The organism is Streptomyces sp. NPDC002092, from assembly GCF_053593775.1.
The window spans coordinates 78,482-103,307 of the sequence record NZ_JBSFDG010000002.1; the positions used below are offsets into that span (position 1 = coordinate 78,482).

General features: G+C 70.9%; 28 protein-coding genes. 16 read left to right on the top strand and 12 right to left on the bottom strand.

From position 1 onward, the window contains the following. Positions 1–166: 166 nt before the first annotated feature. Positions 167–649 carry a hypothetical protein gene (locus ACWCRD_RS04255; RefSeq protein ID WP_450964435.1) on the top strand — a complete coding sequence of 161 codons (483 nt, stop codon included), beginning with the start codon at positions 167–169 and terminating at the stop codon, positions 647–649. A gap of 42 nt (positions 650–691) precedes the next feature. On the opposite strand, the gene ACWCRD_RS04260 is transcribed toward ACWCRD_RS04255, so the two are convergent. Together ACWCRD_RS04260 and ACWCRD_RS04265 are read right to left on the bottom strand one after the other, a co-directional pair. Then, positions 692–2,152, bottom strand: a complete 1,461-nt coding sequence (locus ACWCRD_RS04260; RefSeq protein WP_450964436.1) for an aldehyde dehydrogenase family protein — start codon at positions 2,150–2,152, stop codon at positions 692–694. A 112-nt stretch (positions 2,153–2,264) separates the two neighbouring features. Further along, the gene (locus ACWCRD_RS04265; protein WP_450964936.1) at positions 2,265–3,089 is read right to left on the bottom strand and encodes a helix-turn-helix domain-containing protein; all 825 of its coding nucleotides are present in this window, start codon (positions 3,087–3,089) and stop codon (positions 2,265–2,267) included. A gap of 334 nt (positions 3,090–3,423) precedes the next feature. Here ACWCRD_RS04265 and ACWCRD_RS04270 point away from each other — a divergent pair, with 334 nt between their 5' ends. Further along, a complete protein-coding gene (locus ACWCRD_RS04270; protein ID WP_450964437.1) occupies positions 3,424–3,939 on the top strand; it encodes an ATP-binding protein in 516 nt (171 codons plus the stop codon). Between the two features lie 94 nt (positions 3,940–4,033). On the opposite strand, the gene ACWCRD_RS04275 is transcribed toward ACWCRD_RS04270, so the two are convergent. The 5 genes from ACWCRD_RS04275 to rpmG form a co-directional block, all read right to left on the bottom strand. Next, positions 4,034–4,252 (bottom strand): DUF397 domain-containing protein, encoded by a 219-nt coding sequence (locus ACWCRD_RS04275; protein ID WP_450964937.1) that lies wholly within the window; start codon positions 4,250–4,252, stop codon positions 4,034–4,036. Between the two features lie 307 nt (positions 4,253–4,559). Next, on the bottom strand, positions 4,560–4,793 hold the full coding sequence (gene rpsR / locus ACWCRD_RS04280) for a 30S ribosomal protein S18 (RefSeq protein ID WP_450964438.1): 234 nt from the start codon (positions 4,791–4,793) through the stop codon (positions 4,560–4,562). A gap of 5 nt (positions 4,794–4,798) precedes the next feature. After that, the gene (locus tag ACWCRD_RS04285) at positions 4,799–5,926 is read right to left on the bottom strand and encodes a CobW family GTP-binding protein (RefSeq protein ID WP_450964439.1); all 1,128 of its coding nucleotides are present in this window, start codon (positions 5,924–5,926) and stop codon (positions 4,799–4,801) included. After that, positions 5,923–6,177 (bottom strand): type B 50S ribosomal protein L31, encoded by a 255-nt coding sequence (locus ACWCRD_RS04290; protein WP_450964440.1) that lies wholly within the window; start codon positions 6,175–6,177, stop codon positions 5,923–5,925. The genes ACWCRD_RS04285 and ACWCRD_RS04290 overlap by 4 nt, the downstream gene beginning before the upstream one ends. A gap of 9 nt (positions 6,178–6,186) precedes the next feature. Next, positions 6,187–6,351: a 50S ribosomal protein L33 gene (gene rpmG, locus ACWCRD_RS04295; protein ID WP_020141033.1), complete on the bottom strand. Its 165-nt coding sequence runs from the start codon at positions 6,349–6,351 to the stop codon at positions 6,187–6,189. A 74-nt stretch (positions 6,352–6,425) separates the two neighbouring features. On the opposite strand from rpmG, the gene rpmB reads away from it, so the two are divergent. The 4 genes from rpmB (at position 6,426) to ACWCRD_RS04315 (ending at position 8,300) form a co-directional block, all read left to right on the top strand. Continuing rightward, positions 6,426–6,662 (top strand): 50S ribosomal protein L28, encoded by a 237-nt coding sequence (gene rpmB, locus ACWCRD_RS04300; RefSeq protein ID WP_450964441.1) that lies wholly within the window; start codon positions 6,426–6,428, stop codon positions 6,660–6,662. Then, entirely contained in the window at positions 6,662–6,967 is a 306-nt protein-coding gene (rpsN, locus tag ACWCRD_RS04305) for a 30S ribosomal protein S14 (RefSeq protein WP_450964442.1), read from the top strand. The genes rpmB and rpsN overlap by 1 nt, the downstream gene beginning before the upstream one ends. 173 nt (positions 6,968–7,140) lie before the next feature. Then, the gene (locus tag ACWCRD_RS04310) at positions 7,141–7,671 is read left to right on the top strand and encodes a hypothetical protein (RefSeq protein ID WP_450964443.1); all 531 of its coding nucleotides are present in this window, start codon (positions 7,141–7,143) and stop codon (positions 7,669–7,671) included. A gap of 104 nt (positions 7,672–7,775) precedes the next feature. Next, complete coding sequence (locus ACWCRD_RS04315; protein ID WP_450964444.1) at positions 7,776–8,300, top strand: DUF4232 domain-containing protein; 525 nt, start codon at positions 7,776–7,778, stop codon at positions 8,298–8,300. Positions 8,301–8,376: 76 nt separating this feature from the next. On the opposite strand, the gene ACWCRD_RS04320 is transcribed toward ACWCRD_RS04315, so the two are convergent. After that, on the bottom strand, positions 8,377–9,534 hold the full coding sequence (locus ACWCRD_RS04320; protein ID WP_450964445.1) for a DUF2786 domain-containing protein: 1,158 nt from the start codon (positions 9,532–9,534) through the stop codon (positions 8,377–8,379). 34 nt (positions 9,535–9,568) lie between these two features. Continuing rightward, entirely contained in the window at positions 9,569–10,513 is a 945-nt protein-coding gene (locus ACWCRD_RS04325) for a S41 family peptidase (protein ID WP_450964446.1), read from the bottom strand. A 112-nt stretch (positions 10,514–10,625) separates the two neighbouring features. Here ACWCRD_RS04325 and ACWCRD_RS04330 point away from each other — a divergent pair, with 112 nt between their 5' ends. The 3 genes from ACWCRD_RS04330 to ACWCRD_RS04340 all read left to right on the top strand — a co-directional run bounded on the left by ACWCRD_RS04330 (position 10,626) and on the right by ACWCRD_RS04340 (position 13,801). Then, positions 10,626–11,252 carry a LysE family translocator gene (locus ACWCRD_RS04330; RefSeq protein ID WP_450964447.1) on the top strand — a complete coding sequence of 209 codons (627 nt, stop codon included), beginning with the start codon at positions 10,626–10,628 and terminating at the stop codon, positions 11,250–11,252. Between the two features lie 74 nt (positions 11,253–11,326). Then, positions 11,327–12,061, top strand: coding sequence for a Clp protease N-terminal domain-containing protein (locus ACWCRD_RS04335; protein WP_450964448.1), 735 nt, complete (start codon positions 11,327–11,329; stop codon positions 12,059–12,061). Positions 12,062–12,109: 48 nt separating this feature from the next. Next, positions 12,110–13,801, top strand: a complete 1,692-nt coding sequence (locus ACWCRD_RS04340; RefSeq protein WP_450964449.1) for a bifunctional 3'-5' exonuclease/DNA polymerase — start codon at positions 12,110–12,112, stop codon at positions 13,799–13,801. Positions 13,802–13,936: 135 nt separating this feature from the next. Here ACWCRD_RS04340 and ACWCRD_RS04345 read toward each other — a convergent pair whose 3' ends face one another. The 3 genes from ACWCRD_RS04345 to ACWCRD_RS04355 form a co-directional block, all read right to left on the bottom strand. Next, on the bottom strand, positions 13,937–16,966 hold the full coding sequence (locus tag ACWCRD_RS04345; protein ID WP_450964450.1) for a BTAD domain-containing putative transcriptional regulator: 3,030 nt from the start codon (positions 16,964–16,966) through the stop codon (positions 13,937–13,939). A 356-nt stretch (positions 16,967–17,322) separates the two neighbouring features. Next, positions 17,323–18,225, bottom strand: coding sequence for a glycosyltransferase family 2 protein (locus ACWCRD_RS04350; protein WP_450964451.1), 903 nt, complete (start codon positions 18,223–18,225; stop codon positions 17,323–17,325). 115 nt (positions 18,226–18,340) lie between these two features. Continuing rightward, the gene (locus tag ACWCRD_RS04355; RefSeq protein WP_450964452.1) at positions 18,341–18,787 is read right to left on the bottom strand and encodes a DUF3052 domain-containing protein; all 447 of its coding nucleotides are present in this window, start codon (positions 18,785–18,787) and stop codon (positions 18,341–18,343) included. 131 nt (positions 18,788–18,918) lie between these two features. Between ACWCRD_RS04355 and ACWCRD_RS04360 the strand changes: the two genes are divergently transcribed. From ACWCRD_RS04360 to ACWCRD_RS04390, 7 genes are all read left to right on the top strand, one after another. After that, positions 18,919–19,281 (top strand): hypothetical protein, encoded by a 363-nt coding sequence (locus ACWCRD_RS04360; protein WP_450964453.1) that lies wholly within the window; start codon positions 18,919–18,921, stop codon positions 19,279–19,281. A gap of 274 nt (positions 19,282–19,555) precedes the next feature. Next, positions 19,556–20,233: a WXG100-like domain-containing protein gene (locus tag ACWCRD_RS04365; protein ID WP_450964454.1), complete on the top strand. Its 678-nt coding sequence runs from the start codon at positions 19,556–19,558 to the stop codon at positions 20,231–20,233. Positions 20,234–20,240: 7 nt separating this feature from the next. Beyond that, positions 20,241–20,525 carry a hypothetical protein gene (locus ACWCRD_RS04370; protein ID WP_450964455.1) on the top strand — a complete coding sequence of 95 codons (285 nt, stop codon included), beginning with the start codon at positions 20,241–20,243 and terminating at the stop codon, positions 20,523–20,525. Next, entirely contained in the window at positions 20,522–21,472 is a 951-nt protein-coding gene (locus ACWCRD_RS04375; RefSeq protein ID WP_450964456.1) for a nucleic acid/nucleotide deaminase domain-containing protein, read from the top strand. The genes ACWCRD_RS04370 and ACWCRD_RS04375 overlap by 4 nt, the downstream gene beginning before the upstream one ends. Before the next feature lie 65 nt (positions 21,473–21,537). After that, positions 21,538–22,110, top strand: coding sequence for an SUKH-4 family immunity protein (locus ACWCRD_RS04380; RefSeq protein ID WP_450964457.1), 573 nt, complete (start codon positions 21,538–21,540; stop codon positions 22,108–22,110). A 42-nt stretch (positions 22,111–22,152) separates the two neighbouring features. Beyond that, entirely contained in the window at positions 22,153–23,028 is an 876-nt protein-coding gene (locus ACWCRD_RS04385; RefSeq protein WP_450964458.1) for a nucleic acid/nucleotide deaminase domain-containing protein, read from the top strand. Further along, positions 23,025–24,818 (top strand): WD40 repeat domain-containing protein, encoded by a 1,794-nt coding sequence (locus ACWCRD_RS04390; protein ID WP_450964459.1) that lies wholly within the window; start codon positions 23,025–23,027, stop codon positions 24,816–24,818. Before ACWCRD_RS04385 ends, ACWCRD_RS04390 begins: the two co-directional genes overlap by 4 nt. Positions 24,819–24,826 lie beyond the last annotated feature (8 nt).

Sequence of the window (24,826 nt, forward strand, 5' to 3'; positions counted from 1 at the left end):
AAGGAAGTTCCGCCCGGGGAGGATCATGACAGCAGGAAGTCAGGGGGAGGGCGCAGTGGGCAGGGGATCCAGGAAACGGCGGGCACGCAGGAAGCGGGACGGCAAGCGGCCGGCGCGACCGAGACCGCCGTTGAACCCCACACGGCCCGTCAAGAAGGCGTCGCCCGTGAAGGCCGCACTGGCCAGGACGGTCTTCGTCCTGCTCTTCGGTCTGGCGCCGCTGCTCGGAAGCGGCTACATGCTGGCGGGAGCGCTCGGCCTCGTGGGGCATCGGGGCGTCTTCACCGCTCTGTACTGCCACATGACCGGGTCCGGCAAGAACCGCCACAACATCTGTGAGGGCGAACTGGTCGCCGCCCACCCGCCGCAGCGGTACGCCTCCATCGACGCGGAGGTGCCGCTGCGGCGGGCAACACGCGTCCAGGTGCTCCCCAGCGGCGCCCTGGAGACCGTCGGACCGGCCGCGGTCACCGGCTGGTCGACGCTGGGCCTCGGCGGCCTCACGGTCCTGAGCGCCGGTGCGCACACCGCGCTGCGGGGGCGTCTGGAGCCGCGGGCCCGCAGCCACGGGCGCCGACTGTGCCTCGCCCTGGCCTCGCTGACCGGGGCCGGACTCGTCGTCTACGTCGTCGTCCGGGTCGTCACCTGACGACGCACCGCCCGGGCGGCCGGCGCCCGCCCCGGCGTGACGTCAGAACGGGAACCCGCTCCGCCCGTGCTGCACCGAGATCCACTTCAGCGTGGTGAAGGAGTCGATGGTCGTCTCGCCGTTGAGGCGCCCGACGCCGGAGCTCTTCTCACCGCCGAAGGGGACGAGGGGCTCGTCGTGGACGGTGCCGTCGTTCACATGGAACATGCCGGTGTCGATCTGCTTGGCGAAGGAGACGCCCCGCTCGATGTCACCGGTGTGCACGGCGCCGCTCAGGCCGTAGGGAGTGTCGTTGACGAGGCGAACGGCCTCCTCCTCGCCGTCGAAGGGGATGAGGAAGGCGACCGGGCCGAAGACCTCCTGCCGCAGCAGGGCCGAGTCCGCGGGCACGCCGGTGAGCACGGAGGGCTCGACCAGGTTGTCGGTGGTCGTGCCGTGCAGCAGCGCGGTCGCGCCCTCGGCGATGGCCTGCTCGACGGTGGCCGCAAGGGAGTCCGCCTGCGAGGAGTTGATGACCGGGCCGATGACGGTCTCGGGGTCGCTCGGGTCGCCGACCTTCAGGGTCCTGACCTTGGCGACGAACTTCTCGGTGAACTCCTGCGCGATCGAACGGTCCACCAGCACCCGGTTCGCGGCCATGCAGACCTGGCCCTGGTGGACGTAGCGGCTGAAGACGGCCGCGTCGACCGCGTAGTCGATGTCGGCGTCGTCGAGGACCACGATCGCGCTGTTGCCGCCGAGTTCGAGGACCGAGCGCTTGAAGTGCGAGGCGCAGACGGTGGCCACATGGCGGCCGACCTTGTCGGAGCCGGTGAAGGAGATGACCTTGGGGACCGGGTGCTCGATGAAGGCGTCGCCGATCTCCGCGATGTCCGTGATGACGACGTTGAGGAGGCCGCCCGGAAGACCCGCGTCCTCGAAGATCTTCGCGACCAGGGAGCCGCCGGTGATCGGGGTGTTCTGGTGCGGCTTCAGCACCACGCCGTTGCCGAGCGCGAGGGCCGGGGCGACCGACTTGATCGACAGCAGGAAGGGGAAGTTGAAGGGGCTGATGACGCCCACGACGCCCACCGGCACGCGGTAGAGGCGGTTCTCCTTGCCGTCCACCGGCGACGGGAGGATCTTGCCCTCGGGGCGCAGCGCCCACTGGAGGGACTCGCGCAGGAACTCCTTGGCGAGGTGCAGCTCGAAGCCGGCCTTCAGACGGGTGCCGCCGAGCTCGGCGATGATCACCTCGGCGATCTCCTGCTCGCGCTCCTCGATCACTCTGAGGGCCTTCTCCAGGACCGCCCGGCGCGCGTACGGGTTGGTCGCGGCCCACTGCTTCTGGGCGCGGGCCGCCGCCCGGTACGCCTCGTCGACCTCGTCGACCGTGGCTATGGTGATCGACGCCAGCTTCTCGCCGTCGTACGGGTTGAAGTCGATGATGTCCCAGGAGCCGGTACCCGGGCGCCATTCACCGTCGATGTACTGCTGGGCCAGGTCGGTGAAGTAGGACGACATGTGATCCCCAAATCACTAGCAGACACACGATCGATGTCACGGTCTGATCACGCGTCATCGTACTTGCGTCCCAAGTGAGTTGGGGACTCTGAGCGAACTTATGGGGAGAACCCTAGGAGAGCTGGAGAAGACCCCGTAGAAGATCGCGGCTTTCGTCCGGCCCGGGACTGTCCTGCTGGAGTTCCTTGAGCGCCCTCTCGTACTCGACGACGTCCTCGTGCTTGTCCAGGTAGAGCGCGCTGGTGAGCTGCTCCAGATAGACGACGTCCGACAGGTCGGACTCGGAGAAGCTGAGGATGGTGAACGCGCCGCTCTCGCCCGAGTGGCCGCCGAAGCTGAACGGCATGATCTGCAGCCGCACGTTGGGGCGTTCGGACACCTCGATCAGATGCTGGAGCTGGCCCCGCATCACCTCGCGGTCGCCGTACGGGCGGCGCAGCGCGGCCTCGTCCAGGACGATGTGGAAGTCGGGGCCGCCCGCGGAGACCAGGTGTTTCTGCCGCTCCAGGCGCAGCGCCACCCGCTTGTCGATGTCGGCCTTGCTCGCGCCCTTCATCCCGCGTCGTACGACTGCACGTGCATACGCCTCGGTCTGCAGCAGACCGTGCACGAACTGCACCTCGTACGCCCGGATCAGGTGCGCCGCGCCCTCCAGGCCCACATAGGTGGGGAACCAGCTCGGCAGGACGTCCGAGTAACTGTGCCACCAGCCGGCGACGTTGGCCTCCCGGGCGAGGGAGAGCAGCGAGGTGCGCTCCTGCTCGTCCGTGATGCCGTACAGCGTCAACAGGTCTTCCACATCACGTGTCTTGAAGCTCACCCGGCCCAACTCCATCCGGCTGATCTTCGATTCGGAGGCGCGGATCGAGTAGCCCGCCGCCTCGCGCGTGATGCCGCGTGCCTCACGCAGTCGCCTGAGTTGCGAGCCGAGCAGCATGCGCCGCACCACCGATCCGGGCTCTCCCACGCTCACGTTCGCCAGCCTCCCCAACGCCTCCAGGAGCCGAAGTCTGCCACTAAATCACTCCGAGCAGTACTCGTCCGATTACAGAGAAGCAAAGAACCCAAAGATTCTGCACAGGAAGGAGGAAGGAGTTGGCAAGCAGTGGGAGAGAAGATGGCGGAAAAAATGGCCAACAAGCGGTACGGGAGGGTCCAATTCGGTCGCGTGCACGTGCATCTGCACCTTGCATCTGCACCGCGCATCCAAGACCATGGTCTCGCGCAACCGCTGCATCGCAACGACCGCGAATTCCTCGGGAGTGCCTCGCATGGGGACGAATGGATCGACCATGCTCGAGCCGTTACGGCAGGGCCTTCCGCCGCTGGATCCCGCGGCCGTGTCCAACGCCGCCTCCTGCGCTCTGCCCGCCCGCTACGAAGCGGTGCGCGAGGCAAGGCTGTTCACCCGCAGAACACTCGACCAGTGGGACATAGGCGACCGCTTCGACGACGTCTGTCTGGTGGTTTCCGAGCTGGTCACCAACTCGCTGCGGCACGGCCTGCCGGCCGGCACCCTGTGCACCGCCGACCAGAGCCCGCCCGTGCGGCTGCATCTGATGCGCTGGACGGAGCGGCTGGTGTGCGCGGTGCGCGACCCGAGCCAGGCGACCCCGGCGCCGCGCGAGGCGGACGACTTCTCGGCGGAGTCGGGCCGCGGACTGTTCCTGGTCGACTCCTTCGCCGACAGCTGGGGCTGGCACCCGATGGCGGGCACGCTCGGCGGCAAGGTCGTCTGGGCGCTGTTCCAGCTGCCGCACGCGCCCCAGCCGCTGCCCGCCGAATAGGGAACCCCGGCGCCGTCCGACGCCGGGGTTCTACGCGCGTTACTGCACGTAAGGCGCCGATTGTCCCGAGTTGCACCCAGGGTGGGGGCGGCCGTCAGCCCGCTATCAGGTGGTCGAACTCGCCGTCCTTGATGCCCAGGAGCATCGCCTCGATCTCCGCGCGCGTGTAGACGAGCGCCGGACCATCGGGGAAGCGGGAGTTGCGCACGGCCACGTCCCCGCCGGGCAGCCGGGCGAACTCCACGCAGGAGCCCTGCGAGTTGCTGTGTTGGCTCTTCTGCCAGGCCACACCGTTCAGCTCCGTGGCAGCCATGCCGTTGTACACGTCGTGGTCCACAGGTCGCTCCCGGTGGTGCGGTGGCTTTGGGGCCAGTGATGCAGTGGTCAACTGGTCCGGATCATAGCCGTGTTCACGTGCGGATGCATGAGCAGATGCACGTGCACGCGGGGTGGTTCTGTGGTTACGGCTGTGACGTACGGGGTGCTACATCCGTTCCAGCGCATGCCCCGGACTCCGAACGGCATGCGAAGTGTCGAACCCTCGTGCACTGGAAGAGACGCGTACCGCGGCCTTGTTGTTCCAACCTCCGACCAATAGAGCCGACCTGCGGCCGAAAGCGTCAGCGCCTCGCGTACGGCAGGAGTGCCATCTCTCGGGCGTTCTTGACCGCGCGGGCGAGCAGACGCTGCTGCTGGGACGTGACCCGGGTGACGCGGCGGCTGCGGATCTTGCCGCGGTCGGAGATGAACTTCCGCAGCAGCTCGGTGTCCTTGTAGTCGATGTACGTGACTCCGGCCGCGTCCAGGGGGTTCGGGCGGGACTTGGCGGGGGTGCGGTCGGGCTTGCGGGGCATGCGGGTCAGACCTCCAGGAGGTTGTCGAAGGCGGGCGGCAGCCGCTTCCAGGCGGCCCGCCCGGCGGCGTACTCGGCGTCGGTCAGAAGGCAGGACTCCAGCAGGTGTTGGAGTCCGCCGCGGTCGAGGCCGGGCGAGGTGAAGACGAGGTGCTGGCAGCAGTCGCCGTGCTCGGGATGCCAGTCCAGCGCGGCGGCGGCCCGGCGCACGGGCGGGACCATGTCCCAGGCGGCGTCGGGGAGCGAGGCCAGCCACGGCCCCGCGCTCTCCACGCACAGGGCCCCGCCCGCCGCGTCCCAGTGCAGCAGGGTGTCCGGCTTGTCGGCCAGCCAGAACCGGCCCCGGCTGCGGGCGGCGGCGCAGGTCAGATCCTCCAGGGCGGCGTACAGCCGCTCCGGGTGGAAGGGGCGGCTGCGGTGCCAGACGAGAGTGGAGACGCCGTGCGCGTCGGCCTCGGCGGGCAGGAGCGCGCAGGCCGGGTGCTGGGCGGCGGCCGCCGCCTCGACGTCGAAGCCCGCGAGGGCGGCCACCGCCAGGTCGCCGTGGCCGATGACGACCTGACGGGCCGTCGGGTGGAGCTGGGCGAGCAGCTCGCGGTCCTCCTCGTCGGCCTCCTCGGAGTCGGTGACGGCGAGGACGGGGGCGTACTCCAGCTGGCGCGCGAACGTGTCCGCGACCGTCCGCTGGTCCGTGGCCGCCGCGGCGAGGCCGCCGTCCGCGAGGTCGTCGCCGTTGCCGAGGTAGGGCAGGACGAGGGCCGGGTCCACGGCGGTGATCACGCCGGTGACGGTCAGGCCTGCGGCCACGACCACCTCGGCCATGGCCTTGGGCTCCACGGAGTCCCACAGCTCGACGACGGCGAGACGGGTGTCCCCCGCGTCCGCGAGCCGGCGCAGCTCGGGAACCAGGTCCTCCCTCAGTGCACAGCACGCGCAGTCGTTGACCAGGGGCGCCTCACCGGCCGACACGAGGCCGCTCGCGTCGCGGATCGTCCGTACGACCGTGCCCGCCGCGGCCGTGGCGAGGTCGTGGTGGAGCACCACGCTGCCGGGAACATCGGCCAGCAGCCGGGCGACAGCCGCCTTGCGGGCGTCGGCGTGCAGCCCGCCGACGATCACCACCGACAGGCTCACGCTCCGCCCCGCTTCCCGAACCGGCGCTCGAAGCGCTCCACACGGCCGGCAGTGTCCAGGACACGGGCGGTGCCGGTGTAGAAGGGGTGGCTGATGTCCGAGATCTCGACGTCCACAACCGGGTACGTGTGGCCGTCCTCCCACTCGATCGTCTTGTCGCTGCTCATCGTGGAGCGGGTGAGGAAGGCGTGGTTCGCGGCACGGTCCCGGAAGACGACGGGACCGTAGGCCGGGTGGATTTCACTGCGCATGGCGGTGGTTCAGCGCTCCTCTCGGAAGTCGACATGACGGCCGGCGACCGGGTCGTACTTGCGCAGGGTCATGCGGTCGGGGTCGTTGCGGCGGTTCTTGCGGGTCACATAGGTGAAGCCGGTCCCTGCCGTGGACCGGAGCCTGATGACCGGGCGGAGTTCGTTGCGAGCCATGGTGGTACCTTACTGAAAATGAATTCCATTAGCGACTTCGCTTCGGGGATCACTTCACGAGAGGTACGTCACCCATGTCCGCGCACTGCATGCTGACCGGCGCCCGGCCGGGTTTCGGCAACCGCATCTCCCACTCCCACCGGCGGACCTCCCGCCGTTTCGACCCCAACATCCAGAGCAAGCGGTACTGGCTGCCGAGCGACGGCCGACACGTGCGGCTGCGGCTGAGCGCCAAGGGGATCAAGACCGTCGACGCGATCGGCGTCGAGGCGGCCGTGGCACGGATCCGTGCGCGGGGGGTGCGGGTCTGATGGCCAAGAAGAGCAAGATCGCGAAGAACGGGCGGCGGCAGGAGATCGTCGCCCGGTACGCCGAGCGGCGCGCCGAGCTGAAGGAGATCATCCGGCGGCCGTCGTCGACTGAGTCGGAACGGCTCGCCGCCCAGCGTGAGCTGCGGCGCCAGCCGCGCGACGCCAGCGCGACCCGGGTACGCAACCGGGACCAGGTGGACGGGCGGCCACGGGGGTACTTCCGGGCGTTCGGGCTGTCACGGGTGTCGTTGCGGGGGCAGGCGCATGCCGGGTATCTGCCGGGGGTGCGCAAGTCGTCCTGGTGAGGGCGGGCGGCCGCGGTCGGTCAGCGGTGGCGGGTGGGTCCGGTGAATCTCACAGCCGCTCCTCATGGGCCGGGCGGCCGTCCCTGGTAGCTTGCTGCGGGCGCTCGGGCCTGCGGGCCCGGCCCACCGGCTACGGCTTGCCCCTGCTCGTTGCTACTGCTTGGGAGCTACCAGTGACTTCGGCGACCTTCACGCGTCCTGCCCGCACGGTGTCGCGCCGGCAGCTGCGGACCGCGGCCGCCGCCGCGGGGCTGGCGGGTGCGCTCATGCTCACCGCGTGCAGCAGCGGCGGCGGCTCCAAGGACGACTCCTCGTCCAGCCCCTCCGCCTCCGCCCCCTCCGCCTCCACGGCGGACACGGGCGGCACCGGTGGGACGACGGGTGCGTCCGACAGCCTGCAGGGCAGCTGGCTCGCCACGACCGGCGGCAAGGCCGTCGCCCTGGTGATCACCGGCAAGCAGGCCGGGCTCTTCTCGACCGGCGGCTCCGTGTGCAGCGGGACCGCGGGCAAGGAGGCCGGTATGCAGATGATCCACCTCACCTGCACGAAGGGCGGCAAGGAACGCGCGACGGGGATGGTCGACTCCGTGTCCAAGAGCTCGCTGAAGATCACCTGGTCGGGCAGCGTGGGCAAGGAGACGTACACCAAGACCGAGGGCGGGACCCTGCCTTCGGGGCTGCCGACGGCGAACCTCGGCCAGTAGTCCGGCAGGGCGGGCAACCGCTGCAGCGGATCGTGCGTGATGATCCATGCACGCGATCAACGGCATCGCGCCGCCGAGCACCAGCAGAGCACCAGAGGATCCACATGCGCGCCACCCCCATCACCGTCGCCGCTCTCGCCGCGGCGCTCCTTCTGACCGCCTGTGACAGCAGCGGTGGTGACAGCGGCTCCAGCAACAAGAACAAGGCCGGCGGCGCCTGCACGCTCGACGCCGTCGGCGTGCAGGTCGCGGCGAGCGCCGCCCCGTCCGCCGGGGACTCCGGCAATGTCACCGTCACGCTCACCAACCGCGGCTCCAAGTGCACCCTGAACGGCTTCCCGGCCGTCGATCTCCAGGGCGGCAAGGCGACGGGTGCCGTCCCCGCCGACAAGGCCGCGAAGGCGCAGAAGCTGACGCTCGCCAAGGGCGCGACCGCGTCCTTCACGATCACGTACGTGCGAGGTGAGGCGGGCGGAGCCAAGAGCCTCCCGGTGAAGACGGCGAAGTTCACGCTGCCCGGTTCCAGCGCCGCTCACAGCTTCGAGTGGACGTACGGCGAGGTCGCCGTCACGGGTGCCGCGGGTGCGGCGAACGCTTCGGTGAGTCCGTTCCAGCAAGCTGGGGACTGACGCTCGTCGGGACGTGCGCGGGGGGCGTTGATCGTCTGCAGCGCCGTCGTGGCTTGTCGCGCAGTTCCCCGCGCCCCTAATGCGGCGCTCCCCGGGCCGCCACGTGAGCCTGGTCCGCTGCCTGGGCGCCCTCCGTCCAGCCCGCCTCGTCGTTCACCCCTCGTAGGCGGGTCGTGGTCGTCTCGGGGAACATGCGGTCCGTGTGGGTCGTGACTGCGACCTCGCGGGAGGCCAGTACCGGGAGCAGGTCGTCGGTCACCTGCGTCTCGGCGGCCGCCGCGAGGCGGGTGCCTATGCGGTGGGCGTAGGCCGCGAGGAAGGACTGCCGGAAGGTCTTGGTGCGTTTGCGGCCGCCCGCTCGCTGGGCGGTCTCCGCCTTCGTCATCGCCGTCATGGCCTGGACGAGGAGCGAGGTGTAGAGGAGCTCGACGGCCTCCAGGTCGGCTTCGAAGCCGACGACGGTGGAGAATCCCAGCGGCTCGTTCCACACGGCCCGGCAGTGGTTCGCCGTGGCGACCGCGTCCAGCAGCACCGCCTTGGCCTGCTCGTACGGCGCCTCGACGCCGATACGGCAGGCGCCGGGGGCGTCCGGGGACGGCGCCCGGGCGGCGAGCAGCGCCTCGTCGATGCTGTGCCGGGCCATCAGCTCCTGCGCCTTGGCGGACAGCGCCTCCGCCTCGTCCGGGAAGCCGGTCGCCTCCGCCTTGGCGAGCAGCGCGCGGATGCGGGTGAGCATGCGGGACTCGGTTGCCGGACCGGCCCCGCGGGCGGAATCGGGCCGCCGCCTGGGCTCGTCGAGGGGTTCGAGGGCCGGCAGGCGCAGCAGCAGGCGGTATACCTCCAGGACGATGGTCGCGTGCGAGAAGCGGTCGGTGCGGGGCGGGGTGCCGGTGGCCTCGGCGGTTTCGGCCGCTTCGGCGGTGAGCTCGTCCAGTTGCGCGGTCCAGCGGGGGCCGCGCGGGCCGTCGTACGGCGTCTGCGCCCGGATCAGCGCCGAAGCCAGGCGTACGTGTGTGTCGTCCAGCTCGCGTCGTACGATCCGGACGACGTCGGCGGGCTGCCAGCCGCGTCGCCAGGCCGCCGCCACGAACTCCCGGCCGCGGCGGGCGAGTTCGTCGTCCGCCGCCGGGTCCGCGGCCAGCAGGGAGGCGCCCGTGTCGAGGGCGGCGTCGGTCTCGGCGTACAGGGCGGCCTTGAAGGCGCGTTCGACGGTGCTGGACGGAGTGCTGGTCACTCGTCGATCGTGCCACGCGGCACTGACAGCCGGGTCAGCCGCCGATGAGGGCCAGGGCCCGGTCGAGGGCGTCCGGGGCCGGGCACGGGACGTCGGGGAGGACGCCGGTGCCTTCCCAGTTGGTGCCGGAGACCGGGTTGACCGCACGGGCGACCGGGATGGTGGCCTCCAGGTTCGGGTGGACCGTCCAGCCCTCCCGCGGGTGGGCGCCGCCTCGGGTGCTCTCCCCCACGACGGTCGCGCGGCCCAGCTGCTGGAGGTCGTAGGCCAGTTCCTCGGCAGCGGAGAAGGTGTGGGGCCCGGTGAGGACATGGACCGGCTTGGTGCCGCCGAAGCGGGCGCCGGGGACGTGCGGCAGGGTCCAGGACTGGTCGTAGCGGTCGCCCACGCGCGCGTACATGGTGTTGAGGTGGGTGCGCTCGTCCAGGAGGTAGCTGCAGACGAAGGCGACGGTGTCCGGGTCGCCGCCGCCGTTGCCCCGCAGGTCCAGGACGAGCGCCTCGGCGCGGGCGACCAGGGTGAGCGCGGCGGCGAGCGGCTCGGCGGACCAGGACAGCGGGAAGAGGAAGGGGGCCAGTTCGAGCAGGGCGGTGCCGCCCGTCAGCAGTTCGACCCGGGGCACGCCGCCCAGGGAGGCGTCGAAGTCGCGGCGCATCGCGGCCTCCGCTGCCTCGCCCTGGCCCGTCGGCACCTGCTCGGGGTGGTACTTGAGGCGCAGATGCAGATCGCCGTTGACGGACTGCAGATCCGTGGTGACCAGTCCGCTCAGCTCCTCGGCGCTCTCCACGTCGTACGCCCCCTCCGCCAGGCGCCGGCGCAGCAGCACGGCCAGTTGCTCGGCGGCCTGCGGGAAGACGTAGTGCTCGGTGAGGATCCGGGCCGTCTCGTCGACGACCGCGGGAACGTCGGTGACGGGGGCGGGAGTCGGGGCGGGAGCAGGGCCCGGGGAGGAGCTCGTCGTCAGTGTGGTCGTGGTCATGGCAGATGAGTCAATCACCGTCACCGTGTCCCTCACATGGCGTTTCCCAGCACTTGTCTCACCCATCGAAATTCATTCGCCCCCTCTCCCGCGCCGGTTCAAGCATGGACACATGGTGGACATGTCTTCGTACGCGGCATTCCTGGTCGCCGCCCTGGTCCTCTGCGTCACTCCCGGCCCCGACATGATGTTCATCGTGGCGATGGGCGGACGGGGCGGGCCCAGAACCGGAGTGCTGGCCGCGTTCGGCGTGGCCTGCGCGATGTTCGTGCACACGGTCGCCGCGGCGCTCGGTCTGTCGGCGCTGTTCCTGGCCCTGCCGACGCTCTATCACGTGCTGCGCTGGGCGGGTGCGGCCTATCTGCTCCACCTCGCGGTCAAGGCCTTCCGGGACCGTGCGGTGCCGGCCGAGGAGGGTGCGGCGGCGGGGCCCGGGCGGCGCCGGGCCTTCTGGCAGGGAGCGGTCACCAACCTGCTCAACCCCAAGGTGATCCTCTTCAACGTCGCCTTCCTGCCGCAGTTCGTGAACCCCGGCCTGGGGCACGTGCGCGAGCAGTTCCTGGTCTTCGGGCTGACGATCACGGTCATGGGGGTCGTCGTGGACGGCTCGATCGGACTGCTCTCCGGGAAGCTCTCCTCGCTGCTGCGCCGCAGCCGGCGGGTGGCGCGCGGGCTGAACATCTTCAGCGGGACGGTGTTCACGGGGCTGGCGGTGCGGCTGGCGGCCTCGCCGAAGTAGCACGCGCGCGCACAGCGGCCCTCAAGTGTCAACTCGGGGTTGACGCCCCCCTCGCGTCAACCTACGGTTGACACATGTCGACGAACCCGAATTTCACGCCATCCGTGCGTCTCGACGAACTCATCGCGGCCATCAAGAAGGTCCACGCCGAACCCCTCGAGCAGCTCCAGGACGCGGTGATCGCGGCCGACCACCTCGGCGAGGTGGCGGACCATCTGATCGGTCACTTCGTGGACCAGGCGCGCCGCTCGGGCGCCTCCTGGACGGACATCGGCAAGAGCATGGGGGTCACCCGGCAGGCGGCGCAGAAGCGCTTCGTGCCCAAGGAGTCCACCGACCTGGACCCGAACCAGGGCTTCGGCCGCTACACCCCGCGCGCCCGCAACGTGGTGATGGCCGCCCACAACGAGGCGATCGCGGCGCACAACACCGAGGGCCGCCCCGAGCACCTGATCCTCGGACTGCTGGCCGAGCCGGACGGCCTCGCGGCCAAGGCCATCACCGCTCAGGGCGTCCCGCTCGACGCCGTGCGCCAGGCGGCGACCGCCGCCCTCCCGCCCGCGGCCGAGGAGGTCCCGGAGCTCGTCCCCTACGGCTCCGACGCCAAGAAGGTCCTCGAACTCACCTTCCGCGAGGCCCTCCGGCTCGGCCACAACTACATCGGCACCGAGCACATCCTGCTGGCCCTGCTGGAGTTCGAGAACGGCGAGGGGGTGCTGGCCGGCCTCGGCCTCGACAAGGCGACGGTGGAGGCCGAGCTCGCCAAGGCGCTCGCGCAGTACCTGCAGGTCCCCGGCGAGGAGAGCTGACGGCCCGCCGGGAGGCCGCTGTCAGACCCCCCTGCGACACTCGCAACCATGACCGACCGCTGGGCGCTCGCCCCGGCCGAGGACGGTGGCGTGGAGCTCGCCCCCCTCGGTCCGGACGGGCTGCTCGCCGGGCCGGTCCGGTGGGAGCCCGACCTCGCGACGGCCGTGCGGGGGCGGCCGGAGGTCGTGCGGTGGGTGTGGCGTTCCACGGCGGAGGTGTATCCGCGTCTGCTCGCCGCGGGGGTGCGAGTGGAGCGGTGCTACGACATCGAGGACGCCGAGACCCTCCTGCTGGGCCACGAGGGGCGGTACGGCGAGCCACACTCGGCGGCCGCCGCTCTGGCCCGGCTCCGCGGCGGCCCCGTACCGCCCGACCCGCCCCTGCGCTCCGCCGAACCGGGCGCCCAGTCCCCGCTCTTCGAACCGCAGAGCGTCCCTGTGCCGCTGCCCGACCTCGTCGAGGTGTACGCCGGGCAGCAGCGCCGGCACGACGCCACCGCGCACCCCGACCGGATGCGGCTGCTCACCGCCGCCGAGTCGGCGGGGATGCTGGTGGCCGCCGAGATGAACCGCGCCGGGCTGCCCTGGAGCGCCGAGGTGCACCGCCGGGTGCTGCACGAACTGCTCGGCGAGCGGTACACGGGCGGTGGCGAGCCCCGCCGCCTCGCCGAACTCGCGGACGAGGTGTCCGCCGCCTTCGGGCGCCGCGTGCGGCCGGATCTGCCCGCGGACGTCATCAAGGCGTTCGCGCAGGCCGGGATCAAGGTGAAGTCGACCCGCCGCTGGGAGATCGAGTCCGTCGACCACCCGGCGGTGAAACCGCTGGTCGAGTACAAGAAGCTGTACCGCATCTGGGTCGCCCACGGCTGGTCCTGGCTGCAGGACTGGGTGCGGGACGGGCGGTTCAGGCCCGAGTTCCTCGCGGGCGGGACCGTCACCGGCAGATGGGTCACCAACGGCGGCGGCGCCCTCCAGATCCCCAAGGTCATCCGGCGCGCGGTGGTCGCCGACCCCGGCTGGCGGCTGGTCGTCGCGGACGCCGACCAGATGGAGCCGCGGGTGCTGGCCGCCATCTCCCGCGACCCGGGGCTGATGGAGGTGGCCGGGCGGGAGACCGACCTCTACCAGTCGGTCTCCGACCGGGCGTTCTCCGGCGACCGCGCCCAGGCCAAGCTCGCCGTCCTCGGTGCGGTCTACGGCCAGACCTCCGGCGACGGCCTGAAGAACCTCGCCGCCCTCAGACGCCGCTTCCCCAAGGCGGTCGCATACGTCGACGACGCGGCGCGGGCGGGCGAGGAGGGGCGGCTCGTGCGGACCTGGCTGGGGCGGACCTGCCCGCCGGCCGCCGGGGCGGGCGAGGGCGCCGCGGAGGAGGCGGGCATCCCGCAGGACGAACCGCCCGAGGCCCCCGCCGGGGCCGAGTGGGTGCCGGGGTACGCCTCCACCAACTCCCGCGCCCGGGGCCGCTTCGCCCGTAACTTCGTCGTCCAGGGGAGCGCCGCAGACTGGGCGCTGCTGGTGCTTGCCGCGCTGCGGCAGAGCTGTGCGGGCATGGAGGCCGAGCTGGTCTTCTTCCAGCACGACGAGGTGATCGTGCACTGTCCCGAGCGGGAGGCGGAAGCGGTGGTGGCGGCGATCCGGGAGGCGGCGGAGCTGGCGGGGCGGCTGACGTTCGGTCAGACGCCGGTGCGGTTTCCGTTCACTACGGCGGTGGTGGAGTGCTATGCGGATGCGAAGTGAGCGGTGCCCGGTGCGGGTGCCGGCCGGGGGTCGGTTTGCTTGCCCGCGCCTGCGGGGTGCCGCTGCGCCCACCCGTGCCGCCCCAGCGGCGCGACTGCCCGCAGCTACGACGGGTCCAGCCGCACACGTCCGTAGCTACGGCAGCGTCTCGCCGAGCAGTTGCCTCAGCTCGGTCAGCACCGCCTTCTCGTCCGTGCCGTCCAGGGCGTCAAGTGCCGCGTGCCACTGTTCGTACGCCTGCTCCGTGCTCCCCCGCTCGCGGAGCAGAAGCCCGTGCTGGTGGCGGGCGAGTCCGCTCGTGTAGCGGTCGGCGCGGGCGTCGGCTCGGTGGAGCAGTTCGGCGCACTCGGCGGCGGCCCGTTCCGTGCGGCCGAGCAGCCGCAGGGCGCGCACCAGCCCGAGCCGGGTCTGGGACTCGCCGTGCCAGTCGCCGTGGCCGCCGAGGATGCGCAGGCTCTCCTCGAAGTGGGGTACGGCGGCGGCCGGTTCGCCCAGGGTGAGGTGGGCGTAGCCGATGTTGCAGTGCGCGGAGTGCTGCACGATCACGGCGCCGATCTCCTTCCCGATGGCGAGCGACAGCCGGTGCTGCTCGATCGCGGCCCGCGGGTCGGTGTGCTCGTACAGATTGCCGAGGTGGCTGTGGGTCACGGCCTCGCCGTGCGGGTCCTTCAACTGACGTGAGTACTCCAGGCTCTGGCGCAGGGCCCGGCCCGACTCCTCGTAGCGGCCGAGGCCTTCGAGCAGCAGGCCGCGGTTGTTGAGGCAGCGGCGCATCCAGGAGACGTGGTCGAGCCGCCGCCAGATCGTCAGCGCCCGGTCGTTGAGGTCGAGGGCCTCGCTCTGCCGCCCGGTCAGGAAGTGCAGCCCGGCGAGGTCGCCCAGCGCGTACGCCTCGGCGGCCTCGTCACCGAGCCGCCGGGCCACGCGCAGGGCGGCCCGGCCGAGCACCTCCATCTCGGCGACCCGGCCACTGCGCAGCACGTACGGGAAGAAGAGGCGGATCAGTGTCGAGATGCGGGCGGCCCTGAGGGTCTGTATGTCGGAGTCGGCACCGGCGTCCTCGGCGTGGCGCTCGACCAGCGTGACGATGTTCACCAGCTCCGTGTCGCCCCAGGCGAAGGCCTGTCCGGCGGATTCGAAGGTGGGGAGTGCGGCGACATGTGCCGCGTGGTCCGGCGGCTGGGCCGCGGTCGGGCGGCGGCGGTCGTCCTGGTCGAGGCCCGGTTCGACGATCGCGGTGAGGGCGCGCTCGGCGACGGCGGCGTACCAGGGCAGGGCGGCATCCACGTCGCCGGCGCCCCCGGCCAGTTCGCGGGCGAAGTCGCGGACCAGGTCGTGCGGGGCGTAGCGGCCGTACGCCGTCTCCTCCAGGAGGGCCACGTCGACGAGCCGGTCCAGGGCGGCCTCGGTGCGGCGCTCGTCGATACCGACCAGGTGGGCGAGGAGCGGGGCGCCGTACGCGGGCAGGTCGAGCGCGCCGATCCCGCGCAGCACGAGGGCGGCGTCCCGGTCGGCCTCCCGCTCCGAGGCGGCGAGCGCGTCATGGGCGACGGCCAGGGAGCGGCGGACGCTCAGGTCGTCGTACTCCAGGTGGTGCAACCTGCCTTCGGTGGCGGCGAGTTGACCGGCCAGCACCTCGGGGGTGAGCGCCCGGCGCGCGGCGAGGCGGGCGGCGACGACGCGCAGCGCGAGCGGGAGTCGGCCGGTGAGTTCGACGAGGGGATGGGCCGCGTCCAGGGCGTCGCGGCCGGAGACCGCCCGCAGCAGCTCGGCGCTCTCCTCACCGCTCAGCGGGGTGAGCGGGAAGCGGCGGGCGCCGTCGAGGGCGGTCAGCGGCGAACGGCTGGTGACGATCACGGCGCAGCCCGCGCCGGCCGGCAGCAGCGGTCGTACCTGAGCGGCGTGCGCGGCGTCGTCCAGGAGCAGGAGGGTGCGGGTCGGGGCGAGCAGGGAGCGCAGCAACGCGGCGGCGGCGTCCGGGTGTTCGGGGATGCGGCGGGGTTCGGTGCCCAGGTCACGCAGCAGGGCGGCGAGGGCCTGGGTGGGTGGGAGGGGGGTCATGCCGGGGGTGGCGCCGTGCAGGTTGATGTACAGCTGACCGTCGGGGAAACGTTCCCTCAGGGTGTGGGCGATCTGTAGGGCGAGGGCGCTCTTGCCCACGCCTGCCATGCCGCTGATGACCGCCACGGCAGGGGTCCGACCGGGCTCGAGGGCGCTGCGGAGGTCGGCGAGAGCAGGGGTGCGGCCCGTGAAGTGGGCGGGGGGAGGCGGCAGTTGGGCGGGCCGGGGCGGCTGCGGGAGGGACGGTGCGGGATCGTCCGTGGCGCCGGATGCGGTGTCGTCCTCGCGCGGGGCACCGGGGCTCCCGGTGGTGGCGAGCACCTCGATGTGCGCCTCCTGCATCGCCGGGCCCGGTTCCACGCCCAGTTCCTCCACCAGGCGGGCACGCAGATCCCGGTGGACGGCCAGGGCCTCGGCCTGGCGGCCGGTGCGGTGCAGGACGAGCATCAGCTGACGGTGGTACGCCTCCCGGAGCGGATACTCGGCGGCCAGTGCGGCCAACTCCGGTACGAGACCGTCCAGTCGGGCACCGTCGACGGCCAGCTCGGCGTCGTAACGCCACTCCAGGAGCAGCAGCCGCGCCTCCTTCAGGCGCTGGACGAAGGCGTAGCCGCCCAGCTCGGCGGGGAGCCCGTTCAGTGGGGTGCCGCGCCACAGGGCGAGCGCGGACGTGCACTCGCGCACCACCCGCTCCCAGTTGCGGGCCGCGTACGCGCCGCGTGCCGTGGCGAGATGACGCTCGAAGACATGCACGTCCAGTTCGCCCTGCTCGACGCGCAGCACATAGCCGGGCGGCACCGCCCGCAGCCGCTCGGGGTCGTCGAGCAGCCTGCGCAGCCGGGCCACATGGTTGTGCAGCGAGGCCTGCGCGGACGCGGGCGGCGCCCCGCCCCACAGCGCGTCCTTGAGCGACTCGACGGAGACGACTCGGCCGGCTTCGAGGAGCAGGGCGGCGAGCAGGGTACGGACCTTGGGGCTGCCGACGGCCTTGACGTCGGCCTCGCCGGAGGCATCCGTGGCGTCACCGCAGGCGCCGGCCTCGCCGTGGACGTCGTAGAGAACCGGCGGCCCCAGCAGTCCGAACCGCAGCTGGCCCCGCCTCACGCCCCCCACTGCCTTCCCGCGTCCTTGGCGGATTCCCGCCCTCGTCACGGCGGTTTCCCGCCACCTGTGCCACGGCGGTCGCCGTTGGAATCCGTACGGCTGCGGCCGTCCGGCGTCGTCGGCCGACGGCTTCGCGCCAGTCGGCCGAGGCCGGAACGGAGAACCGTTGGCCACATGTTAGCGATCCGTTGGCGCAACCTGATGTGATCACTTCATCGGATCTGGCCCGGGGGTGCGCGCGTAGAACGCGCAACTCGGGGGAGTGACGCCGCCGTGGCCGGATCCGTGGGACGCCAGAGGGTCCCGGTCGGCGGAGGTGAACGCCCGGGACCCTCGTCCCCTCCACCCGTTTCCCGTCAGATGACGGGCGGCCGCCCCAGCCGCGCCAGCCGCCACACGGTCCGCCACCGCATGGGCCGCCGCTCGCCCGCCGGTTCCCTGAAGCCCTCCACGAACCCGCCGAACCAGGCGCGCAGCCCCGCCCCCGACCGGGTCCGTGCGAGGGTGAGCAGCATCCAGATCCCCAGATGTACGGGGATGAGCGGCCACGGCAGCCGACGGCGGACGAGCCAGACCCGGTTCCGTGCGTTCACCCGGTAGTAGATGGCGTGCCGGGCCGGTGAGGTCTTCGGGTGCTGGAGCAGCAGTTCGGGTGCGTACAGGATCCGCCAGCCGGCGTCGGCGGCCCGCCAGGCCAGGTCGGTCTCCTCGTGGGCGAAGAAGAACTCGGCGGGCCAGTCCCCGATCTCGTCGAGCATGGCGGTCCTCAGGCCGTGGCCGCCGCCGAGGAACCCGGTGACGTAACCGCCCCGCATCGGGTCGGAGGCGCCGACCCGGGGCACATGCCGCTGCTGTGTCTCGCCCTGCTCGTCGGCGATGCGGAAGCCGACGATGCCGAGCTCGGGGTCGGCCGCGAACAGGTCCCGTACCCGCCGCAGCACATCGGCGTCGACGAGCAGCCCGTCGTCATCCAGTTCCACGACGACGTCGACGTCCCCGAAATCCCGCAGCCGGGCCAGCGCCTGGTTCCGGCCGCCCGGGCAGCCGAGGTTCTCGTCGAGTTCCAGGAGGGTGACCTCGCCGGGAAGCGCAAGCCGCTCGGCGAAGTCCGGCAGCGGGCAGCCGTTGCCGACGATCACGATCCGCGTGGGCGCCAGGTCCTGCTTGGCCACGGACTCCAGCAGGGCGTCGACCTCGGCGGGCCTGTTTCCCATGGTCACCACGGCGACCGCGATCCGCAGTGCTCCCAGGTCCTGCATGCCCTTCACCCCATCACGGCCGCCGGCAATCCCGGCCGCGATGCTAGCCGTTCACGGTAAGGACTTTCTGAGTACGCCGACTCTTGGGTCGGGCGTGGCGGTTCTCATTCCTGGATCAGGGGTGCCGGTTCGTTCGGTTCGTACGACGGTTCTCCCTGCGCCGTACGAACTTCAGCCCCGACCAGTCCTCCCCCAGCGCGGCGACCTTCACGTCGACCACGCCGAGCGGGAGGAAGAGGTCCCGCAGATCGTTCTCGGCGATGTCGCTGACGTGGCCGGCGGCCTTGCGGGGCCAGGCGATCCACAGCATGGCGTGGTCGGCGAGCGCGGCGGCCAGTGCGGGGGCCTCGGCGGCCAGGGCGGCGTGGGTCCGGTAGAAGGCGAGGGTGATGTCGGCGCCGCGGGGGCCGACCGCCGTGAACTCCGCCCCGTCGGGCAGGCCGGGGATGTCGAACGGGTCCGGAGCGTGCAGAAGTGCCACCCGGTGCCCCGCCTTGATGCCGATCTTCCTGGCGAGCGGGGTACCGGAGTACCCACCGCCCGCAACACCGGACCCACCCATCGCCCGCCTCCGTGGTCGCCTGCCGCCTCGGCCGGCTTCCATCGTGCCGGAGGGCGCCGTCAGCCGGCCTGTGCCGCGGCCTGGGTCGTGACCAGTTCCCGGTACGGGACGCAGCGGGCCATGAGCTCCGGGTGGGTGGCCGCGTCGACGCCGCGGCGGGCTCCCTCGTCTCCCGCGCGGAGGACGTGTCCTCGGCGGTCATGCCGGTACTCATGGCCGCCTTGATCCCCTTCGCCGTGGCCATCACCGCAGTACAGGACCTGAACGCCGGCTGGGTCGAGGCCATCGGACACTTCCCCCCGTTCTCCATGCTGATCATGCCGCTCCAGGTCAGCGTGAACGAGGCAGGCCGGCTCCCCGACCTCCTGGCAGCCCTTCTGATGCTCATGGCTTCGGCCGCCCTGGCGACCCTCTCCGCCCGCGTCCATCAGCGCTCGATCCTGCGGATCGGGCCGCCGGTGCGCCGGCGGGACGCGCCGACCTCGACGACGTAGCCGGCCCAGCCCGCACTTCGCCCGCTCGTAGGCGTCCGAAAGCATCAACCTCCGTGACGGCATCACGGGACCTGGCGAGGCCCCCCGAAGGCCCCGCCGCGCCTGTCCGCGCGGGGACACTGCACCGGACTTTTGGCGTCTCCAAGGGCATCTCATTACTCGTTCTCTCCAGTGCGGCACTTACGTTCGATGAAACTGGTGTCTGCTGTTGCCTACGGGGGCGTAATGGCGATCGAGCTGCCTGGTGAGGTGGTGTCGTTCCTTCAGTTCATCGGTGAACTGGCCGGCGGTGAACGAGGACAAGGTCCGCGAATTCGCCGGCCATGTACGGGAGTTCGCCGACAAGTTGGAGGAGACACACCAGGACTCCACCGCGACAGTGAAGAAGCTGGCCGAGGTGTACCAGGGGGCGTCCTACGAGGCCCTGCCGGCGAAGTGGGCGCAGCTCTCCAACGGCCACATGACCGAGCTGCTGGAGGCCTGTCACGTCACGGCCACCGCGCTGGACGTGGCGGCCGATGTCATCGTGGCGATGAAGCTCGAGACGATCGCGGAACTGGCGCTGCTGGCGGCCGCGTTCGTGGCGGACCAGGCGGCGGCGGTGGCCACCCTGGGGCTCGCCGAGGCGGCCGAGGTGCTGGTCGTGGAGGCCGCGGAAAAACTGGTGGACTTCCTGGTCCAGCAGTTGGAGCAGTACATCATCGGGCAGGTGATCGAGGCCGCCATCGACCCGCTGGTGGAGGTGGTGGGGCGGGCGGCGAGCGGCCTGATGTTCCGGACCGCGCAGTCGGCCCTCGGGGTCTCGGCCGATGGCCCCTCTGCGGGCACCGGCTTCGAGATGAACCCCGAACTGCTGCACCAGCGCGCCGAGTTGTTTCACGGCCATGCCGAGACGGTGGCCGGCCACGCGGAGATGTTCCGGGTGAAGGCGGCGGGGATGAGCTTCGAATGAGCAACCCGTGTCGGCCAGGCAGGCGCAGCTGCTGACCAGTCACATGGACGAGTTGGTTGTGATGCCTGGCGTGCCGTGGCGATCGACCGAGCAGCTGCCGAGGACGAAGGATGAGGTCATGGAGGAAGCCGGTGGTGCCGACCTCGACATGTGCGGCGGATCAGGCCGCGGCGATGACGATGTTCGTTCTGGCGGAGGTGGCGATCGTGCGACCATGCACGACCACGCCAGGACGGTAACCGCCCACGCGGTGGCGTTCGAGTTCAACCTCGCGGGGGTGAGTGTCGGGTGACCAATCAAATCGTCAAGGCGCTGGAGCACGGGGCCCAGAAACTGGGAAAAACGCTCGGTGAGGACGCCGGAAAGGCAGTGAAGGACCTCTATCACTCGACGGGGAAGAACCTGAAGAAGGTCGCCGACAACACCGTCGAGGCCGATACGAAACACGCTGCAGAATTCCACAGGATCCACCGCCGCGAGCCCAGCCGGGATGAGCTTCGGGAGCAACTGGGAGACAAGCCCGTCTATCTCTTGGGCGACAAGGGGAAGGTCCAACGGCTCACCGCCAAGGGTCCAGCCGATCTGACCGAGGCGGACCGGGAGCTGCTGGGCGTGCCGCTGAAGCTGAACGGGGCGAACAAAGACACCGTTCCACGTCGGCCTAGAAATCCGAACAACCCCTATGCCTGGGGGGAGAGCACCAATGAGGAGAAGGCCGCGCGACCCCGGAAGCACTCGACCGAGGTCCCGTTCTATGAGGATGACCTGTCCCGGGCGACCGCACTGGCACGGCACGAGCAGGGAAGCTACGGAAACTACACGCCCCACAAACAGACCGGTGAGCCGGTCTTCTCCAGTAACAACTACGCCGCCATGCGGGTCCGATACGATCACGAAGGGGGCGAACGGGAATTCATTCTGGTCGGCCGGAGCAACAATCCGATCCACTCCGAGAAGGTGCTCGGGATACCATTTCTCGAGAATGGCACTGGCGATCATGTGAAGGACCTTTACACCGAACGGGCACCGTGCAGTAACAGCAGCGACTGCTCGGCCTGGGTGCAGAAATGGATGCCCCATGTCAACGTCACGCACAGCATCGAGTACGGGCCGTCCCCGGAATCAGTGGAACGCGGCAACCGCGAGATCGAGGACCGGCTCAATAGAATGTATCCGGGCGAGCGCCCGGAGAAAAGAAGCCCTTGGACGAACTTCCAAGGGCTGCATAATCATGAATAATAGCTCCCCCGAATGCTACGATATGGGTCGCCCGATGACCGTCCCGACCGAAAGTGCGGAATTCCATGAGCCCTCTGATCGACCGGACTCGGATGGAGTCGGTCTTCAGCGCCGACGATCTGGTGGCTCTGGACGACGGTGTGCTGGCCGCCATCGCGCATGAGCCGACCCGGGTCTTCCTGCGCGAGGTCGGTCTCCCGGACCAGGTGGGCTGGTTCGAGATGGACCAGCTCCTTCTCGACGGTGACCTGCGGATCGGCGGTGAGGCGTGGCAGGCCGTCGCGGAGAAGTACCCGAACTGCTCATTCGACATGTCGGCCTGGCTGACGCTCGGCGGGATCGCCCTTGACGACGTCATCGTGGATACCGCCACCGGCATCGTGTACTGCATCCCGGAGGACGGTGCTCCGCACCTGCTCAACAGCAGCATCGACGCCCTGGCGTATTTCCTGCACGCACTGGAGGAGGAACGGCCGGAGTACGACGCCGAGGCCAGCACCGACGAGGGGGTCGACCCCGAGGGCGCCGCGGACAGGCTTTTGCATCGGATGCGCCAAGCCGACCCTGTCGCCATGGAGAATCCCGAATCGTCCTGGTTCACGGTTCTGCGGCATGTGCGCAACCTTCTACGGGACTAGCACCGCGCGCGGACCTGGCCACCACCCGTTGAGGAGAATGACGTGACAAGCTCCGGCGAGCGTTTCGCCGTCCGGTTCGGCGAGACCGGGGTCCGGCGGTTCCAGGGCCTGCACACCGTGCCGACCCAGCCCGAAGCCGCCGTGTTGGCGCGGATCGACGGGCTGGTCCTGCCACTTCGGGTGAATCCGTACTTCCACACCCTGCAGGAGGAGTCCGCCTCGCTCCGTGAGTACGCGGATTCCATCGGCAAGGACTTGGACGAGGCCGGCCACCTGTCCTGGGCCAGGCTCGGCTCGGACCGCGCGTTCGAGCTGTGCGTCACCCCGGAGGGAACCGTCCGGGGCATCCTCATCGGATACGACGAGCCCGAGCGCTTCGTGAATTCCACCCCGGAGGCGTTCGCCGAGGGCCTGCTGCAGCTCGACACCCTCCTGGAAGCCATCGCCGCCACCGAAGACCCCGAGGAGGCCGCCACCGCCTTTCACGCCACGGAACGGGCGCTGCGGGCCGCCGACCCGCAGGCCTTCGCCGATACGGAGAACTGGTGGCCCCTGGTACTGGAAGACATCCGCACCACCAGCAGCGTCGAGGCCTACGCGACATTCGAGTTCGTCACCCCGGACGGCGACAAGCACCGGGTGACCGAGTCGGGGTCCATCTGCGTGCATCCCGAGGAGCGGACCTGGTCGGCCATGTACGCGGCCGGCATCGAACCCGAACAGGTCACCCGCATCCACACCGAGCTGCAAGCGTGCTTCATACCGGGCCACTACTGCGCGCTGTGGCTACAGCTGATGTTCCCGGACGCCTCACTGACCCACAACGTCGCCTACGGCGACAGCGCCGCCGACCGGGCACGCGGAATCCGGCGACTGCAGGAGGCCGTCGCCCAGGACACCGGACCGGCCCAGCCATGACGGCATCCGACATCGCGGCCGGACTCCCCGTGGACGCCCCGGCGGCCCGCGTCGCCCCGACCCTGCTCGCCTGGGCCGCCGGCCGCCGGCACGACCAGCCCCAGACCGTCTGGGTCACCGGCCCCCGCGGGGCCGGCAAGACCCGCCTGCTGGCCTGGTTGGTGGCCGCGTCAGGTGAGCTTCCCGACATCACCGTCCACGCGGTGGGCTTCGCCGAGGGACAGATCGCCCAGACGCTCGCCTGGCAACTGAGCCGGCACCTCGGCTACGGCCCCCTCGGACCGGCCCGCCTGGCCCAACGCCTCGCGGCCGACCCGCGGCCCGTGCTTCTCGTCGTCACCGACCTGCACCGGGCCGGCAGGGGCCCAGCGCATCTGCCGGCCTCCTCGCCGGGCGCGATCATGAGCGACCTGATCACACCGCTGCTGCAACTCCCCAACGTCCGCATGGTCATCGAAGCCGACACCGCCGCCCTGGCAGGTGACGAGGAAGTGCTGACCCTGGACCTTGGCCACACCGCCGCACGCGACGAGCCGGGCACCCCCCTGCCCGAGCAAGGCAACGAGGGCCGGCGCCCTGCCACCCGGCCCGCCACCGCAGGGCGGCCGGACTGGCGCACTGCCACGCCCGACGACCGCGAGCACGCCCTCGACCGGGCGCTCATCACCGGCACGGCCGGCGAGCTGCTCACAGACCCCGGCTACCTGGCGCTCGGCTCAGTGCCGGCCATCACGGCCACGCTCGCCGATCGCACCGTACCCGCGCCCAAAAGTCTGCGGGCCATCTGGGCACAGGCCGCCCCCATGCTGTCCGCCCCCGGCCTTACGGACACCGAACGGGCCGCGCTGCTGCACACGGCCGCGGTCGGCCGGGACCCCGCTCTCGCCGAGTATCTGCGGCCACTGGCCGAGTCAGGCTCCTGGACCACCCGCTGGTCACTGCCGCACCGCAAGGCGGACGCCCTCGCCCTCCTGCCCGGCGACGCCGCATCAGCGGACACCGCCGTGACCGCGGACGCACTGGGCCGGCTGACCCAGCATGCGCTCACCGACGGACACACCATCACCACGCCCGACTCCGGGGCACTCTGGACGCCCGCGGCGCTGACCGCGCTGTCCCCGGACTGTCTGCTGGCCCTTGACCGTTCAGGAATCCTGCACCCGGTCCGCTTGACGACCACGACAACAGTTCCTGTCGGTGCCGACCGCCTCGCCCTGCACCACAACGCCGCCTCGCTGGTCTCCCCCGCAAACCGGCCGACCGCCGTCGCGGCCACCGGCCGGCATGTCGCGGTGGCCGACAGCCACGGCCGCATCCACATCTGGCCACTCCACGACCCAACCGTGGACCCGCGCACGATCCAGTTGCACCACACCTCCGTGACCGCCGTAGCCTGCCTGGCACCTGCCGAAACCGGCGGCGTCCTGGTGATCAGCGGCGGCCTCGACGGCACCGTCAGGCTCTGGGACTTCACAACCGGAGAAGCCATGCCCGGCCCGGTGGAGCGCCGCGACGCCCTGCCGACCGCCATGGCCGCGGCCGGCACGGACGCCGGCCCGGTGCTCGCCGTCGCCTGGTCCGACCAGCGACTCCATCTCTGGCACCTGCTCAGCGGACGGATGGCCGACCTGCCTGACCCGCACCACAGCCAAGCCCTGGCGGTCACCAGGGATGGCCATCTGATGACCGCCGGGCGAGACGGCGTCCACAGCACCGGGCTTGAACTCGCCGCACTATGGGCTTCACCCTCAGCAGACCACCCATCCAGGCCGATGAGCCGGGCCGGCTGATGGGCGCT